A 17,439-nucleotide genomic window follows, 5' to 3' on the forward strand; every position below is an offset into this window, starting at 1 on the left:
AGCTCCCTCTTCTTCAAAGGAAATCCATGTCAGCGTTATTCCAGCCATTCACACTTAAAGATGCCACCCTGCGCAACCGGATCGCCGTGCCGCCCATGTGCCAGTATTCCGCCACCGACGGCGTGGTCAACGACTGGCACCTGTCGCACTACGCCGGCATGGCGCGCGGCGGCGCCGGACTGGTGATCGTCGAGGCGACCGCCGTGGCGCCGGAAGGACGCATCACGCCGGGCTGCACCGGCCTGTGGAACGACGAGCAGGCGCAGGCCTTCGTGCCCATCGTGCGCGCCATCAAGGCCGCCGGCTCTGTGCCGGGCATCCAGATCGCCCATGCGGGCCGCAAAGCCAGCGCCAACCGGCCATGGGAAGGCGACGACCATATCGCCACCGACGACCCGCGCGGCTGGGAAACGATCGCACCGTCCGCCATCGCCTTCGGTGCGGACCTGCCGAAAACGCCTAGGGCGATGACGCTCGACGATATCGCACGGGTGCGCCAGAACTTCGTGGACGCCGCGCGCCGCGCCGTGGAGGCGGGCTTCGAATGGCTGGAACTGCACTTCGCGCACGGCTATCTGGCGCAGACGTTCTTCTCGGCCCATTCGAACCAGCGCGACGATATCTATGGCGGCAGTGTCGAAAACCGCGCCCGTTTCCTGCTGGAGACGCTCAAGGCGGTGCGTGAAGTGTGGCCGGAACGCCTGCCGCTGACGGTGCGCTTCGGCGTGATCGAGTACGACGGCCGCGACGAACAGACGCTGCTCGATTCAATCGACCTGGTACGCCAGTTCAAGGCATCGGGCATGGACATGATCAGTGTCAGCGTCGGTTTCACGATTCCCGAGACGTCGATCCCTTGGGGTCCGGCCTTCCTGGGGCCGGTGGCCGAGCGCGTTCGCCGGGAAGCCGGTGTGCCGGTGTCGTCGGCCTGGGGTTTCGGCACGCCGACGATCGCCGAGCAGGTCGTGCGTGATCAGGTGCTCGACCTGGTCATGGTCGGCAAGGCGCATCTGGCCAATCCGCACTGGGCCTACTTCGCCGCCAAGGAACTCGGTGTCGAGCGCGCGTCGTGGACGTTGCCGGCGCCATACGCGCACTGGCTCGAACGCTACTAAACCCCTGGTACAAACACGGCCGTGTCCGCTACCGTCCCAGCGCGACCAGCCGTGTTATCGCCATGCGTGGCGTAATCCGCTCGTCGCGCCAGAAATCACTGACGATCACGCGCATGGCACGTTCCATTTCGGGTCGGTGCGACAAGCTGATACTCGGCACAAGCAGTCCGCTGCGCGCCGCTTGCTGAAACGCCGACTGGGAAGACCTCGCGCAATGGTCATACCGCCCAAGATTGATGCCCAGCCTGACGGGCAGCGCGCCTTTCTCGAGATTAAAGCGCTCCTGGACATCGGCACGCATGATGGCCGAGACCAGATCCCGCTGGGCCTTCTGTTTGCTTTTGCCCTGCACCTTGAACATGACGAACGAGTCGGTGTCGAAAATAAACGCGTCTGTCGCGCCCGGAACGGGAACACACTCGAATTCAAAGTTCGACGTTTTCTGCGCCGCCATCAGGACCGGCTTGTTCCAGTCCCCCATGAATTGCATTCCCGCCTGTCCGCTGACCACGGCGTTGGTCGCATGGATCCAGTCCCGCTGCTGATTCGATTGGGCGGTATAAGATCGTATGCGCCGCAGCGTTGCCAATGCACGCTCCATCTTGGCGCTGGACAGCGCCTCCGGGTCCAACTCAAGCAACGCTTGCCGATAAAAGTCCGCTCCGGCGGTGCCGACCACCACGCTTTCGAGCAGCCGCAGATCCTCCCAAGACTGATCGCCATGGGCCACCGCAATGAAACCAGCACGCTTCATTAATTCCGCAGTGTGGAAAAACTCGTCCCACGTCGTCGGCGGCTTGGCGCGAACGCGTTTTAGGATACGCGAGTTGATCCATAGCCAATTGTTACGATGTAGGTCCACCGGCACCGCGACATAGCGGCCCCGGTACTTCATGCGGGAACTGACCGTTTCCGGCAGGAGCGCGTCCCAGCCCTCGGCGCGGGCGATATCGTCGAGGTCGGCCAGCTGTCCGGCCTGCGCCCATTGCCGCACCGCCGGCGCTTTCATTTGCGCAGCGGTCGGTGGATTCCCGGACGCGACCCGTGATTTTAATAGCGACAGCGCCAGCCCGTTGCCACCACCGGCGACGGCGAAATCCTTCCATTCGTGCCCTTGCTCGGTCAACGTCGACTTCAAAAAGGCGATTGCCGTGGCGTCGCCAGCCAGATCCCAATAGTGGAAAACCTCGAGTTCGCCTGAGTGCAAGGACCCGGCAGCACCCAGCGCCAGTGCGCCAAGCAGTCCAACGCAAGCTTGCCGGCAGATGGCGCCTAAGTTCAACAGTGGCCTCTTAATCATGAACGAAACCTTATCACAGCCCAATGCTTACAACCACAGGGGCAGATATACGTTGAATCGATTTTGATATACCGTTAAGATATTGCTATGCAACTACTCCTCGCCGAAGACGACCAAATCCTTGCCAGCGGCCTTGGCGCGTTACTGGCCGCAGCCGGATTCACCATCAAACACGCGCCTAACGGGCCGGTGGCCGAATACCTGTTGACGACGGAAGACTACGACATCGCCATCCTCGATCTGGGTTTGCCCATGATGGACGGCCTGACCGTGCTAAAGAAAGTGCGCCAGTCCCGGCCAAACTTGCCGGTCGTGGTACTGACCGCGCTCGACAAGCTCGACAGCCGAGTCACCAGCCTGAACGCAGGCGCCGATGATTACATCCTCAAACCCTTCGACTTCGCCGAGCTGCTGGCGCGCCTGAACGCCGTGCTGCGCCGTTCAGGGCAAGGCGCCGGCAGTGCCGAATTACTGGCCGGGAACCTGCGCTTCGACCGCGCCAGCCGTCGCGCGCTGATTCACGCGTCGCCCGTCGACCTGACCCGCCGCGAGGCCATCCTGCTCGATTTGCTCATGACGCAAGTTGACAAAGTCGTCACCAAAGACCAGATTGCCAAAGCATGGAGCGACGATGGCAACGAGGTCGGCGCCGGCAATACGGCCGAGGTGCACGTACACCGCTTGCGCCGCAAGATCGAAAACTCCGGCCTGGCGATACGGACCATTCGCGGGCTGGGTTATCTGCTCGAAGTGGAGCCGTCCAATGAGCAACCAGCGTAAATGAGCGACGGTCGCCGCCTGGCGTTTCGCCCGCGCGACTGGTCGCTGCACCGCCAGTTGGTCATTTGGGTGGTGGTTCCACAACTTGTCCTGTGGCTCGGCGGCGGCATTGCCACCTACCGGCTGGCGATCCGCTACGTCGACCAGGCAGCCGACGCTACCTTGTTGCAGGCCACGCGCGCGCTGGCGCGCCAGGTCAAACCCATCGGCAATGGCTTGCTGATCGACTTTCCGAGCGCCGCGCAAGACGTGCTCGAGACCGACCCCACCGATCCGCTGCTGTACACGGTCAGCACCCCGCCGGGAAAATTCATTTTAGGAAACAAGAATCTGCAACCGCCGCCGGCCGGCATCACCCCGCACCTGAACACTCCCTATTTTTACAACGGCGAGACCGCCCTTGGCAACGACCGCGCCACGACCGGCGTGCGGATCGCGGCGCTGTACCTGGCGTATGGCGCATCGAAGGGGCAACAGCAGTGGATGCTGGTGCAGGTGGCGCGCAGCATGACGAATCGCCAGACCATTTGGAAAAGCATCCTGATCGACACCCTGCTGCCGCTGTCGGGCTTGATCCTGTTGATGACGGTGATTGTCTGGATCGCGATTGGCGCCGGGCTCGCGCCGCTATTGCGCTTGCGCCGCCAGGTTGACGGCCGCTCGCCTGCCGACCTCGCGCCCCTGCGCCTCGAATCGGCGCCGCAGGAGGTGCGCGCACTGGTGGGCGCGCTCAACACGCTGCTCGCGTCGGTGCGACAAAACGTCGAGGCACAGAAGCGCTTCATCGCCTACGCCGCCCATCAGCTGCGCACGCCGTTGGCCGGATTGAAAACCCATACCGAGCTGGCGCTCGCTGCCAATCAAGACCCTGTGCTCGATGCGCGCCTGCAGCTGGTAAACCAAAGTGCCGCGCGAAGCGCCCACCTCGTCAATCGCTTGCTGATGCTGGCGCGCTCCGAACCGGAAGCCGCGCTCGCGCAGGACACGACGCTGGTCGACCTGGTTGCGCTGGTGCGGAGCAAGGTGGCTGAAATGGTGCCCCGCGCGCTGCGCGGCGGTGTCGACCTGGGCATGGCGGACCAGCGGGCCGAAGGGTTGGACGCGTCGTTGACCGTCGCAGCCAATGAGATTTTACTGAACGAAGCGCTAGCCAATGTGCTGGAAAACGCGATTGAATATGCTGGGCGGGGCAGCGATGTCACCGTGGCGGTGGAACCCGATGGCGCGTATGCCCGCGTCAGCGTGCGTGACAACGGCCCCGGCATTCCGGAGGCGAACCGCGACGCGGTGTTCGAACGTTTTGTCCGGGCGACCGACCAGGGCCTCGGCTGTGGCTTGGGCCTGTCCATCGTCCGCGAAATCGTCCTGAGTCATCACGGCTCGGTGACCCTGGAACAGAGTGCGCCACAGGGGTTGACGGTGATTATCCGCCTCCCCTTGCATGCCGCCGGCACCGTTCACGCCAGCGGCCACTAGGCAAGCGCGACCGGCACCGCGCAAGCAGCGTTACTTGTTACTTCGACCGCAGATGCACCACGACCACGCCGTGGGCCGGCACCGTCATGGAATAGGGCTTGCTGGTGTCCCCGGTCGCGCCGGTCCACAATTCGGTGAACTGGTAACGCTTTTTGCCGAAGTCGACATCGCTGTTGCTCACGCGGTCTGAAATCGGATGGTCGCTCCAGGTGAACCGATACGGCCGCGCCTGGCTTCCCCGGTTCAGGAACATCACCGCCCATTCGCCGTCGGCCAGCGGCTTGGCATACATCTCCAGCTGCCCGTCATTCATGAACCGCCACGCCTGCACCCCCAGCCGGTCTTGATTGAGCGCAATGACGCTGCGGTTGGTCAGGATCTTGCGCGAGGTGGCCGACATCGATCGCACATCGTTCCCGGCGATCAGCGGCGAGTTCATCATCGCCCAGATTGAAAAGTGCGCCTTGTCCTCGTCCTCGGTCATGCCTTTGCCCACCTCCAGCATGTCCATGTCGTTCCAGCGCCCAGGTCCCGAATACTTGCGCAAGCCGGCCTGGCGGTCGAGAATCGGCAGCACGCCCCACGACGACCAGTCGCCGCGATTGAATTCGCAGTCCCAGCAGGGGTAGATGTCGCCTGTGGTGCGCCACGAGTGGCCCACGTCGCCGCCCCACTCCCACGGCTTGTTGTCGCCCCATTCGCAGATTGAGAACAGGATCGGGCGCCCGGCTGCGCGCAGGGCGTCGCGCATGGTGGTGTAACCGCCCTTCGCGCTCAAGCCTTCGGTATTGCACCAGTCGTACTTGAGATAGTCGACGCCCCAGCTGGCGTAAGTCAGCGCATCCTGATACTCGTGCCCGCGACTGCCAGGATGGCCGCCGCAGGTCTTGTCGCCGACGTCGGAATAGATGCCAAGTTTGAGTCCTTTAGTGTGCACATAATCGGCCAGGGCCTTCATTCCGGATGGAAAACGCTGCGGGTCTTCGTGGATCACACCCTTCGCATCGCGTTCGCCTTGCCAGCAATCGTCGACGTTCACATACACATACCCCGCATCGCGCATGCCACTGCTAACCAGCGCATCGGCAGCCTCCTTGATGAGCTTTTCGTTGATATTGCAGGCGAACGTGTTCCAGGTATTCCAGCCCATTTGGGGCCGCTGCCCCAGTTCGGTAAACTTGCCCGGCGTACCTGGCGCGACCTTGACCGTCACGCCCTGTGCGTACGCTTGATGGCTGGCGACAGCGCCCAACAACAGCAGGGTACAGAATCTTTTCAGCATGGGATACAACCTCACTTTCAGAATAAAAAAGGCGCGCGCCTACATTCCGGCGCGGCCGAAAACCCGATCAACGGGCCGGAGAGATCAGAACGTGTAGCCGGCGCGCAGGCTGTAGCGCGGGCCGGAGACGAAGACGGCGCGCACCTTGTCGCCTATGCCTTGGTGCATGGTCTGGCTGTAACGCGCGTCGGTCAGGTTTTGCACCTGGAAGTCGAACTTCAGGTTGTCGCTGAATTTGTACGACACGCCGCCGTCAAGCTGCCCATACGAATCGGCCCACAGCGGCAAGCCCCAGGCCACGTTTTGCTGCCCATAGGTCGCGCTGGCAGGATTGGTGTCCGTGCCGTTGTTGCCCTGGGTGCCATTGGTGTTGGTGCTCAGCAGGTAGCGCGACCGCCAGTTGTAGGCCACGCGGGCCGACCACGGTCCGCGGTCGTACAGGATGGCGACGTTGAAGGCGTTCTTCGACAACTGGGTCAGCGGCAGGTTGCCGAAGGCGCGCCCGTCAAGATCGCAACCGTTCAGGTTGAGATTGACGTTGGCGGCGTTCTGGCCGCCCGAGCAGTATTCGCTGAAGACCGGGTTGTACAGGCTGCGCTTGCTGTGGACGTAGGTGTAATTGGCCGACAAGCCGATGCCGCGTAGCCAGTCGGGCACCTGGTCGTAATACTGTTGATACGCCAGCTCGCCGCCCCGGGCGATGCCCTTGGCGCCATTGACCGGCGAAGTCACCAAAAATTGCTGCGGCGTGCCGGTGGCGTCCGGCAAACCGACCGACACGGTCTGGTTGATGATCACATCCTTGAGGTGTTTATCGAACAATGCCAACGTCAGCGAGCCCGATTTGGCGAAGTACCATTCCGCCGAGACATCGAGTTGCTTAGACGTGATCGGCTTGAGCGCCGGGTTGCCCTGGGCGTTGCCGGTGCGGTTCACCGACGTCACGTTGATGACCTTGGTGACCTCGTCCACCGACGACTTGATTTCCTGCGACAGCGTCGTGTACGCCTGTAGCTGCGAGAAATCGGGACGCGTCATCGATCGGCCGTAAGCGAAGCGGAACTGCAGTTCGCTACTGGCCTTCAGGCGCAGGTTCAAGCTTGGCAGGAAGTTGTTGTACTTGTTCTCCACTTCGCTCTTGCTCAGGTATGCCGGAATATACGGCACCGGCAACCCGGTCGTCTGCGAGCCCTCCGCGAACGGCGCGCCCGGTGTGTAAGACATATATCCGGCGGAACGCGAACGGCTTTGCACGTAACGCAGGCCGACGTTGCCGTCGATCGGGTATTTCAGATCGTCCAAGCCGAAACGCAACTGCGTGTGGAACGCACGGGTCCGCTCTTGCTGGTTGTTGGTGCCGGCCGGGTTGTCGCCGCCGAAGCGTGCCGGTTTCCAGCGCTCGCAGGTGCCGCCGCCATTTGCCGCCACCCGCTCCGGGCACAGGATGTCGTCGTGATAGGAATGCAGCTGCTGATACGAGGTCGGATAGTTCGCTGCCACGCTGGGCGCCGGGAAAATGACCGCCGGAACGCTGACGTCGCCGTTGAAGAAGTTATTGAACTGCTGCGTGACGTGCGGCGCGGAAAAGCGCGGATCGTTCAGATAGGCCAGCTTGGGAATGTCCCAGCCCAGCAGCCATGGCGGCGTCACGCCGGCCCAGTTATAGTTGGGATCGGAATTGACCGTCAGCGCATCGCGGTCCGTCAGGCGCGCGCCGAAGCGCAGATCGCGCAGCACCGGATAGTCGAAGACGTAGCGCGCATCGCCCTTCCAGGCTTTCAGGGTGCCAGAGTTCTTGTCCATGTGCTCCATGGTCGACTCCCAATAGTAATTGGCGGGATCGGCCAGGAAGGTGCGCTGCGCGTCGGTGAAGTTGATTCTAGGAAGGCTGCCGCGCAGGTCCAGATTTTCGCTCGGCATCAGCATGCCCAGCCCGACGGCCGACGAAAAATGGCTGCCCGACGAACGGACGCTTTGCAGGTCGCTCGTGAGCGTCCAGTTGTCGGCAACTTTCCACTGCAAGTTCCACGAAATGTCGGTCGTCTTCGACTCGCCTTTGTTAAAGCCGCCGGCGTTGCTAAACGGAATACCGCCGTTTTTCTTGTCGCTGATGGTGCCGGTCTGGAAGGCCCCCTTGCTATCGTACGTGGTATCGCCGCTCACCTGCAGGTCGTACGGACTGGCTGACGAAAAGATCGACTGCTCGATCGCGCTGTCCTTGTAGCGCGACTGGAAGTACGTCACGTGGCTCTGCAGATTATCGCGCTTCCACTGCAGCGCGCCATATGCCCCCTGGCGTTTGCGGTCGTATTGGTAGGTGCGCCATTGCGCGCCTTTCGGTATCCACACCGTGCGGCCCGGCTCGATATCCGTGCGTGGGAAGAATGGCTCGAACTGGAACGTGTCCGTCTGCGTGGAGCTGTCGGACGACGCCAGATCGACCACCACGCCAAATTCGCCAAGGCCGGTTTTCCACCGGTTCGAGTACAAGCCGGAAATCGAAGCGTCGGGTTTGCCCTTTCTGAGCGTGGAATGGGTGCCTTCCACGGACAATGCAACGCGCTGCCCCTTGTGATCGAACGGCAACGCAGTGCGCAGGTTGACAAGGCCGGAAATGCCGCCTTCGGTCTGTTCAGCGGACGGGTTCTTGTACACATCCACGCCGGCCATCAACTCCGGGGGAATATCGCCCCAGCTGATCGAGCGGCCGCCGTTGGACGAAAACGCTTCGCGGCCATTGAGTTCGGAGCGGACGTAATTCAAGCCGCGAATATTGACGCCTGCGCCTTCCACCGAGAATCGTTCGTTGTCGCCCGCCTGGCGGTTGATGCTGACGCCGACCACGCGCTGCAGCACCTCGGTAACCGACCGGTCCGGCAGCTTGCCGATATCGTCGGCAACGACCGAGTCGATCAGCTCGTCGGCGTCCTGCTTGAGCTTTTGCGCGGAAGCCAGCGCAGCGCGCTGGCCCGAGACCACGACGACGGCAGGACTGTCGTTGGTTGTCTGAGCATGCGCCACGCTCGCGGCCCAGGCGAGATGAGCCACCGCGAGCGCGATGGCGGTTTTGTTGAAGCGTTTCATACGTCCCCTTTATCAGATCAAGCCGTCGAATGCGGCGCTTTGCTGGTTCATTTACGGTGAACCAATGTCAACACGAGCGCTTTCGCGCCAAGTCCACGGTCGTTGCCGGGATGAAGATCATCGCCAACATTAACTGTAGATGTACGGATTATTACACTTACATTCAGGCGAGAACGGTTTTGCAAGGCTTTTATGCCATTGTTTAGCGCCGTTTCGCGAAACGCGGGCGCTGCCGCCAAGCGACCGGAGAAGGTGCTTGCCGGTCGCAACACCGACCAAAATGTTATATACTGTACAAAAATACAGTATAGTGCGTACCCCATGCGCGAACGATTGCGTCGCATGGCGGAACGACGACCAACGGAGGGATATGAGCGAATCGAGAAGAGTGGACAGATTAATGGCGGGACGCGTGGACGTCGCGATCGTGTTCAGGAAGATGTTGGGTGCGGAAGACGCCGCCGCATATATGGAAGCGAATGGAATACCCCGGCATGTCGCCGAGCGCGTGCTCTCTGGCAATGCCAGGACAGGCACCCGTGATGGCGTGCCTGTCGCCTAAAGCGCCAGCTTATTTAGTCAACACCAGCGAGAAAAACAGACGCGTCGGCCCGTTGGCCATCTTGAAGAAGATCTTGTTGCGGCCCTTCCTGAAGCGGACCGTACGTTTGCCCTCGGTCATGTTGTAATCGCGTGCATGGGTGTTGGGAACGTCGTAGAGCGCCGGCCAAAACGACAGTTTGTTGATATTGCCCCCTGCCCAGACCTGCACATCGTTCAGCCAAATCTGGCCGTCGTCGTCGGCACCTATCCACATCGTCAGCTCCTGGTCGCGGTCCATCATTACCTCGGTATAGCCGTAGTACACCGCGTCCTCGTCCGGTTCCGGCGGCACCAGCGGATAGCTGGCGGCATTCACGTAGCGCCACTTCACCGGCCGGTTGCCCTTGCCGACATAGACTGCGTCGAGGATCACACCTCGTTCGGGCGGATAGCGATTGTTGGAAAACAGTCCGCTGCCATGTTTGCCTTCAAAGGGACCGATCAAATACCAGCTGTTGACGTAGACGCGATTGGCAAATTCGCCGCCCTTGCCCAGCATGCGGCCGGCGCCCTTGATCATCGTGCGCGCATCGACCGGCGGAATGGCGCCGGTTCCCGGGTTGAAGATCGGCTCGCCGCCGCGGCCGTAGTTACGCGCGGCGCCCGTCGGCAACGCGGCCTCCCGGTTGATGAAGGCCACCATCCGCTGCACGATGGCGTTGCCGTCGGTGCCGGGGGCGACGCCGCCGTGGTCGTCCCCTTTTTCATCGCCGGCGCCGATACCGCCAAGCGGCGTTCCGGGTTCGCCGCGGCCGGCCATGGCCTGCGGGGACGCAGCCTGGCCGTTCTTGACCGACACGCCGTTACGCCGCCGTTCGAGTTCCTGCTTGCGCTGCGCCAGCGCCGCGCGTGCGCGCGTTTCAAGCTGTTGGATCTCCGACGCTAACTTCTCGGCTGCGGCGCCGTCCGGCGGCGCGGCGCCCGGTGGCGGTGGCGTGGCAACCGGCGGCGCCACCGCGCTCACGGCCGGCGGCGGCTCCAACCGCTCCAGCGCCTCCTCCTTCGGGATATTCTCGATCCTCGCCAACTCGGCCGCTTTGAGATCCTTCTCAGTCTGCGCGATGGCGGCCGCCAGTTCCCTCGCCTGGGCGAGCAGTTGCTCCGGTGGCTTCGGCAGCGAGGTGGCGCTGAAGTCCGGCTCGTCCACCTTCCCTGCGCCATCGGTGGGCGGTGCACCGGGCCGGCTTTGGTCCATCAAGTCCTTGATTTTCTCCATATCCTGCACGCGCTTTTCGATGGTGGACTGTCTGGACAAACGGGCGCCAACGCTCGCCTGTTCGCGTTGCTGCGCCATGTCCACCTGATAGGCGCCAAAGTAGTACAGCAGCACGATCAACAGCGCGTGCACCGCCAGTGAGACCAGCACGTAACCATGCCGCCGTAGCGCCTCGTGGCGCGCGCTCGGCGCCCAATCATCGACCTGTCCGAATCTCATCGCGCGCCACGGGTATGCATGGAGATGTTGGTCAGCCGCTCGAACTGGCACAGATCCAGCACGTGCACGATGTCCTGGTATTTCGCCAGTTGATCGCCGTCGATGCGGATGCGGCGACCGGGATCGCGCGCCGCTTCCGCCTTCAGGCGGCCGTGCAGGGTCTGCGTCGACACCGGCTCGCCATCAAGAAAAAACTTGCCGTCCTTGTCGACGCCGATCGCCAGCGGCGCCGGGCCGGCCTCGTCACGCTCAAGGCTGATCTGCGACGTTGGCAAGGTCACCGGCAATTCCTTCTGCGGCTTGCGCTGGTCCGGCTGTTTAAACGACGTCGCCACCATGAAAAACATCAGCAGGAAAAAGATACAGTCGATCAGGGCGATCAAGCCGATTTCGGGTTGCTCGTCCTCGCCCAGGTTAATGCGCATGTGACACCACGTGCAGGTTTTGTGGCGCGGCGTCGCCCGGCAGGAACCACTCGTTGATCAAACTATTGATCCGCTTTTCCAGCGTCAGGCCGAAAAACGCCTGGCGGTTCTTGAGGAAATGGTGCATGCCCAGCGCCGGCAAAGCCACGCACAATCCGGCGGCGGTGTTGATCAACGCCTTCGAAATGCCGCCCGCCAGCAGCGCGGGATTGCCCATCCCCTCCGAGAACGCGATCACGTGGAAGGCGTCGATCATGCCGACGACGGTGCCGAGCAAACCGACGATGGGCGCCACGGTGGCGACGATCGCCAGCGGATAGGCCTTTTGCTGATGGTGCCGCAGTTCCATCGACGCGATGTCGCCGGCGCCGCTGTTGACGATGGCGTATCCGTGCTGGCGGTGCGCGACCATGTAGGCGATCACGCGCGCCAGCGTGCTGTCCTCGTCGGCAAGCAGCTGCTGAAGCCTGGTGAAATCCTGCGCCGACCACAGTGGCTTGACCCTTTCGACCAAGCCCGCAGGCGCGATGGCGCGGGCCCGGAAGTGCCTCAAGCGCTCGATCGTCACCGCCAGGAACAGGATCGACAAACCTAGCGTCACGACGATGGCCGCGCCACCCTCCGCCGCCTGTTCGACGATATTGATATCGGCGGCGTGGGCGATGTTATGAAGGACGAATGTGGCGGCAAACAGGATGGGGAGATTTTTTTTCATGCACAGAGCACAGCAAATTGTGGGCCATGCCTGATCCGACGCATTTGCGTGGTATCTCATGGTGGCCCATCACCAGTTGTCCGCTCCCGGACACTGGACCGTGCGAAAGTGAACACTGCCTGTAGGCAACCGTGCTTCGCCACGCTGTGGATTTGGCTATATTTTAGTTATGGGAAAAATCTACATCGGCATTTCCGGCTGGCGCTACCAGGGCTGGCGCGGCGCGTTTTATCCGGACGGGCTGGCGCAGGCGCGCGAGCTTGAATTCGCCTCGCGCGCGCTGCCGACGATAGAATTGAACGGCGCCTTTTACTCACTTCAGCGCCCTTCCAGTTACACCGCCTGGTACGAGGCCACGCCGCCCGGCTTCGTCTTCAGCCACAAGGGCAATCGCTTCCTGACCCACATCCTGCGCCTGGGCGACGGCATCGACAAGGCGCTAGCCAACGTCATGGCCTCCGGCGTGTTCGAGTTGCGCGAAAAACTGGGACCGTTCCTATGGCAGCTGCCGCCCAACTTCCGCTTCGACGCCGAGCGGCTGGAGCATTTTTTCAGCCTGCTGCCGCACGACCTGGAACAGGCGCAGCGCCTCGCGCGCCAGCACGAACCGCGCATGAACGCAAGGTCGCGCTCGACATCGACGCCAACCACAAACTGCGCCACGCGCTGGAGATCCGCCACGAGAGCTTTATCGATCCGGCGTTCGTGGCGCTGCTGCGTAAATACAAGGTGGCGCTGGTGGTGGCCGACACCGCCGGCAAATTCCCCTACTACGAAGACGTGACGTCGGACTTCATCTATATACGCCTGCACGGCGCCGAAGAACTGTACGCCAGCGGGTATGACGATGAATCCCTGGAACGCTGGGCCGCGCGCATCCGCGCCTGGAGCACGGGCGCGCAACCGGATGACGCCAGACTGATATCTGACAAGCCGCCGCCGGCAAGGGCCAAACGCGACGTCTACTGCTACTTCGACAACGACATCAAGGTGCGGGCGCCGTTCGACGCGCGCAGCCTGATCGAAAAATTGGGACTTGACGACGGCCTTGCGTCATTTGGGTGAAGGCGGCGGCAGTCGGTCGCGCGGCACCGGCGGCACGCGGTACTTGGCCATACCCGGTTTTTGCGAGCGGTAGATGCCGCAGCGGCCCGAGAACAGGTACGCGACCACGCACGCCAGCGCCGCGAAAGGACCGATCTGCGGGCCAAACAGCTCAATCGCCATGATGGTCGACGCCAGCGGCGTATTGGCCGCACCCGCGAACACCGCGACAAAGCCCAGCGCCGCCAGCAACGGGAAAGGCAGATGCAGCAAAGGCGCGAGCGCGTTACCGAGCGTGGCGCCGATGAAGAACAGCGGCGTCACCTCCCCGCCTTTGAAACCGCTGCCGAGCGAAACCACTGTAAAGGCGAACTTGCCGAAGAAATCCCACGGCGCCAGCGGCTTCAGGAACGCTTCGACGATCACTGGAATACCGAGTCCGATATAGCGCGTGCCGACCAGCCACACGGCAACGGCGACGACCACGCCGCCGATCATCGGCCGCAAAGGCGCGTACGAAATATGCCGTTTCATGAAAGCCGACGCCGCGTGCGTGGATTTGGCGAACGCCATGCCGGCCAGCCCGAATACGATGCCCGCCACCAGCACGGCGGCGACGCTGGCAAAGCCGATCGCCACCACCGTATCCATCGGATAGTGCGTGTGATGCACGCCCCAGGCCATGCCCACCTGGTCGGCCACGACGGCCGCGACGATGCAGGGAAAAATGGCATCGTACCGCAGGCGGCCGACGGCCAGCACCTCCATGCCAAAGATGGCGCCAGCCAGCGGCGTGCCGAAGACGGAGGCGAAACCGGCGCTGATGCCGGCCATGAGAACGATGCGGCGGTCGGCGTGGCGCAGCCGCAGCGCGTAGGTCAGCTGGTCGGCCAGGGCGCCGCCCATCTGCACGGCGGTGCCCTCACGGCCCACCGAGGCGCCGAACAAATGCGAAACAACGGTGCCGATCAACACCAGCGGCGCCATGCGCAGCGGGACGACCTTCTGGGGATCGTGGATTTCGTCGATCAGCAGGTTGTTGCCGGTTTCGACACTCGCGCCGGTCTTCAGATACAGCCATCCGACAGCGAAACCGGCCAACGGCAGCAGCCAGATGATCCAGGCATGCGCCTCGCGACTCTGGGTCGCGTAATCGAGCGCAAACAGGAAGAAGGCCGACGCGGTGCCGCTCAGCGCCGCGATCGCGCCGGCGATGCAAGTCCATTTGGCGACATACGCCAGCAAGGCTGTTTGTTCGGGATAAAGAGAGAATTTCATGCAGCCAGCGGCAACTCCGGGGTCAGGGCTGTCAATTCTACACGAGCCCCTCGCTGCCGCCGGCTGTAAGGGAAACCTCCGCCTCCCTTACCCTCCGGCTCAATGATGATGCTTGGCGTCGCGCTTGATGTCCACCGCCTCGGCGGGTTTTGAAGGCGGCGCACCCGGCGCGCGTGGCGCCGGCGGCGTCTCGCCGGTCCATTCGTAAGCGACCGTGCCCTTGGGATGCTGATACCAGCCAGGGTCCTTGTAATCATTGCGCGCCAATCCCTCGCGCACTTTGACCGTGGTGAACATCCCGCCCATCTCAAGCCCGCCGAACGGTCCCTCCCCGCTCATCATCGGCAGCGTGTTCTCCGGCAGCGGCATCTGCATGTCGCCCATCGAGCCACCCTTGTCGCCCATGACCATGTAGCCCGGCACCAGCTTGTTGATCTTCTCGGCCACGCCGGTGTGGTCGACCCCAATCATGGTCGGCACGTTGTGCCCCATCGCGTTCATCGTGTGGTGCGATTTGTGGCAGTGGAAGGCCCAGTCGCCCGGTGCGTCGGCGATAAATTCGATCGCCCGCATCTGGCCGACCGCGACATCGGTGGTCACTTCCGGCCAGCGCGCCGACGGCCGCACCCAGCCGCCGTCCGTGCCCGTCACCTCGAAGGTGTGGCCGTGCAGGTGGATCGGGTGATTAGTCATCGTCAGATTGCCGGCGCGGATGCGCACCCTGTCGTTCTTGCGTACCACCATCGGGTCGATGCCGGGGAAGGCGCGGCTGTTGAAAGTCCACAGATTAAAGTCGAGCATCGTGTTGATCTTCGGCGTGTAGCTGCCCGGGTCTATGTCGTAGGCGCTGAGCAGGAAGACGAAGTCGCGATCCACCGCATGCTGCCTGGGGTCCTTCGGATGCGTGATCCAGAAGCCCATCATCCCCATCGCCATTTGCGCCATCTCGTCGGCATGTGGATGGTACATAAAGGTGCCGGCGTGGCGCGCGACGAATTCGTAGACGAAGGTCTTCCCCGGCTGGATGCCGGGCTGCGTCAGGCCGGTGATGCCGTCCATGCCGTTCGGCAGAAGCTGGCCGTGCCAGTGCACGCTGGTGTGCTCCGGCAGTTTGTTGGTGACGAAGATGCGCACACGGTCGCCCTCCACCACCTCGATCGTCGGGCCGGGGCTTTGTCCGTTGTAGCCCCACAGGTTGGCGGTCATGCCGGGCGCCAGCTCGCGCACCACCGGTTCGGCAACCAGGTGGAACTCCTTGACGCCGTCCTTCATCCGCCACGGCAAAGTCCAGCCATTGAGCGTGACGACGGGATTGTACGGGCGGCCGTTGGGCGGCATCAGCGGCGGCGCGGTGGCGGCCGACGATTGCACCGGCGCCTCCGGCAGCGAGGCCGCGCCGGCCTTGGTGACCATGCCGGCTCCGATGAGGGCTGCGCCGCTGAGGAATGATCTGCGGGTGGTCATGGTGTTACTCCTTTGTTGGTTGACAGGCGGCCACCGAGGCGACCACCCAATGCGGCTTCGAGGTTGGCTTGCGCGGTCCAGTAGTCCTTCAGCGCGCCGATATAGCCATTGACGGCGGTCGATTGCTCGCGGGCGTCGGCCAGCAGTTCGAAGACGCTCATCAGCATGCCGTTGTAGCGCAACAGCGTTTCGTCGGCCAGCTTTTTACGCAGCGGTAGCACCTGGTCGCGGTAGTGGCGCGCCAGCTCGTACGATGCGCGGTAGTCGGCGTAGCTTTCGCGCGCCTCGCTGCGGGCGTTGATGGCCGCCTGCGCCAGCAGATTGACCGATTGCATATAGGTCGCTTCCGCCCGCGCCACCCGCGTCGAACCCCAGTCGAACAGCGGGATCTCCAGCGACAGCTCATAGCCGCGCGCATTGGCCGGCCCTTCGCTGTTGCTTACCACGCCCAGATCGAGCACGTTGATAAAGCGCGTGGTCCTGGTCAGGCCCAGCGTCGATGCGGTATGCGCGGTATCGAGTTTGGCGGCCTGGATGTCCAGCCGCTCGTTGACGGCGATCTGCTCGATGTCGCCCAACTCCTGCGGCACGGCGGGCAGCTCGGGCAAATGCTCCGGCAGCTTGTATGCGGTCTGCGCGCCGCTTAGTCCCATCAGGCGGGTCAGCTTTTCGCGCGCCGCGACAGCGGTTTTGCGCGCGGCGCTGACGTCGGCCACCGTTTGCGCGTGGTAGGCCTGTTCGCGCGCCACGTCCATGGCGCTCCAGTTGCCTGCCTTGCGCATGCGGTCGGCCAGTTCGGCGCTGGCCTGCGCCGATTCCTCCACCTGCACCGCGTACTCGGCGCTCTGGTTGGCGGCCACCGCCTCCACCCACGCGCGGCGCGTGTCGGCGGCGACCTTGAGCGCCTCGTTCGAGACCAGCAGTTTTGTCTGCTCGTAGCGGCGTCCCTCAATGCGGCCGGCCAGCGGCGCGGTGATCAGGCTGAGAAGATTGAAGGTCAGCGTGCGTTCGATACCGACTTCGCCGCCGCCGCGGCTGCGCTTGAAATCGAATACGGGATTTTGCAGGCGGCCAGCCTGCACAAGGTCCGCCTCGGCGATGCCGAGCGACCAATAGCTGGCCTGCAGTCCGCGGTTATTTAGCAGCGCGATATGCACCGCTTCGTCGACAGCCACCGGCTGCTCCAGTTTTTTGTCGATCACGGCGGACAGCGCGCGGGCGTCGTCGTCGTTGCGCGGCAGGCGGCCGGCGACGCTGGCGCTCAGGCCCGTACGTTGTTCGCTGACGCCGGCGGCGGCGCCGAAGCCGCCATCACCGGATAGCGATGCGCAGCCGCCAAGCAGCAGCGCCAAGCTGGCGCCGCCGGCGAGTTTATGCAGACAATTCATGTCCAACACCTCAGGTAAATGTAGAAATGGGATGCGTTGCGCAGCTCACG

Annotated in this window: 12 protein-coding genes and 1 pseudogene; 4 read left to right on the plus strand and 9 right to left on the minus strand. The window is 63.1% G+C overall.

What is annotated here, in order from left to right; genetic code table 11:
* Nucleotides 1-26 precede the first annotated feature (26 nt).
* Nucleotides 27-1,115 carry an NADH:flavin oxidoreductase/NADH oxidase gene (locus tag ACZ0BA_RS11065; RefSeq protein ID WP_463451331.1) on the plus strand — a complete coding sequence of 363 codons (1,089 nt, stop codon included), beginning with the start codon at nucleotides 27-29 and terminating at the stop codon, nucleotides 1,113-1,115.
* Nucleotides 1,116-1,143: 28 nt separating this feature from the next.
* Here the strand turns inward: ACZ0BA_RS11065 and ACZ0BA_RS11070 are convergent, their stop codons facing one another.
* Nucleotides 1,144-2,397, minus strand: coding sequence for an ABC transporter substrate-binding protein (locus tag ACZ0BA_RS11070; protein ID WP_463451332.1), 1,254 nt, complete (start codon nucleotides 2,395-2,397; stop codon nucleotides 1,144-1,146).
* Nucleotides 2,398-2,502: 105 nt separating this feature from the next.
* Between ACZ0BA_RS11070 and ACZ0BA_RS11075 the strand changes: the two genes are divergently transcribed.
* Together ACZ0BA_RS11075 and ACZ0BA_RS11080 are read left to right on the plus strand one after the other, a co-directional pair.
* Nucleotides 2,503-3,195, plus strand: coding sequence for a response regulator (locus ACZ0BA_RS11075; protein WP_463451333.1), 693 nt, complete (start codon nucleotides 2,503-2,505; stop codon nucleotides 3,193-3,195).
* Entirely contained in the window at nucleotides 3,196-4,671 is a 1,476-nt protein-coding gene (locus ACZ0BA_RS11080; RefSeq protein ID WP_463451334.1) for a sensor histidine kinase, read from the plus strand.
* 37 nt (nucleotides 4,672-4,708) lie between these two features.
* Here ACZ0BA_RS11080 and ACZ0BA_RS11085 read toward each other — a convergent pair whose 3' ends face one another.
* The 5 genes from ACZ0BA_RS11085 to ACZ0BA_RS11105 all read right to left on the minus strand — a co-directional run bounded on the left by ACZ0BA_RS11085 (nucleotide 4,709) and on the right by ACZ0BA_RS11105 (nucleotide 12,215).
* Nucleotides 4,709-5,953, minus strand: coding sequence for a glycoside hydrolase family 27 protein (locus ACZ0BA_RS11085; RefSeq protein WP_463451335.1), 1,245 nt, complete (start codon nucleotides 5,951-5,953; stop codon nucleotides 4,709-4,711).
* An 84-nt stretch (nucleotides 5,954-6,037) separates the two neighbouring features.
* A complete protein-coding gene (locus ACZ0BA_RS11090) occupies nucleotides 6,038-9,037 on the minus strand; it encodes a TonB-dependent receptor (RefSeq protein ID WP_463451336.1) in 3,000 nt (999 codons plus the stop codon).
* A 571-nt stretch (nucleotides 9,038-9,608) separates the two neighbouring features.
* On the minus strand, nucleotides 9,609-11,075 hold the full coding sequence (locus ACZ0BA_RS11095) for a hypothetical protein (protein WP_463451337.1): 1,467 nt from the start codon (nucleotides 11,073-11,075) through the stop codon (nucleotides 9,609-9,611).
* Nucleotides 11,072-11,500, minus strand: coding sequence for an ExbD/TolR family protein (locus ACZ0BA_RS11100; RefSeq protein ID WP_463451338.1), 429 nt, complete (start codon nucleotides 11,498-11,500; stop codon nucleotides 11,072-11,074). The genes ACZ0BA_RS11095 and ACZ0BA_RS11100 overlap by 4 nt, the downstream gene beginning before the upstream one ends.
* Complete coding sequence (locus tag ACZ0BA_RS11105) at nucleotides 11,490-12,215, minus strand: MotA/TolQ/ExbB proton channel family protein (protein ID WP_463451339.1); 726 nt, start codon at nucleotides 12,213-12,215, stop codon at nucleotides 11,490-11,492. The genes ACZ0BA_RS11100 and ACZ0BA_RS11105 overlap by 11 nt, the downstream gene beginning before the upstream one ends.
* Before the next feature lie 169 nt (nucleotides 12,216-12,384).
* On the opposite strand from ACZ0BA_RS11105, the pseudogene ACZ0BA_RS11110 reads away from it, so the two are divergent.
* A pseudogene (locus ACZ0BA_RS11110) lies at nucleotides 12,385-13,280 on the plus strand (DUF72 domain-containing protein).
* Here the strand turns inward: ACZ0BA_RS11110 and ACZ0BA_RS11115 are convergent.
* From ACZ0BA_RS11115 to ACZ0BA_RS11125, 3 genes are all read right to left on the minus strand, one after another.
* Entirely contained in the window at nucleotides 13,269-14,537 is a 1,269-nt protein-coding gene (locus tag ACZ0BA_RS11115; protein ID WP_463451340.1) for a voltage-gated chloride channel family protein, read from the minus strand. The pseudogene ACZ0BA_RS11110 and the gene ACZ0BA_RS11115 sit on opposite strands and share 12 nt — an antisense overlap.
* Nucleotides 14,538-14,636: 99 nt before the next feature.
* Nucleotides 14,637-16,001 (minus strand): multicopper oxidase family protein, encoded by a 1,365-nt coding sequence (locus ACZ0BA_RS11120; protein ID WP_463451341.1) that lies wholly within the window; start codon nucleotides 15,999-16,001, stop codon nucleotides 14,637-14,639.
* Nucleotides 15,998-17,389, minus strand: coding sequence for a TolC family protein (locus ACZ0BA_RS11125; RefSeq protein ID WP_463451342.1), 1,392 nt, complete (start codon nucleotides 17,387-17,389; stop codon nucleotides 15,998-16,000). The genes ACZ0BA_RS11120 and ACZ0BA_RS11125 overlap by 4 nt, the downstream gene beginning before the upstream one ends.
* Between the last annotated feature and the right edge of the window lie 50 nt (nucleotides 17,390-17,439).

The organism is Duganella sp. AC917 (genome assembly GCF_979258245.1).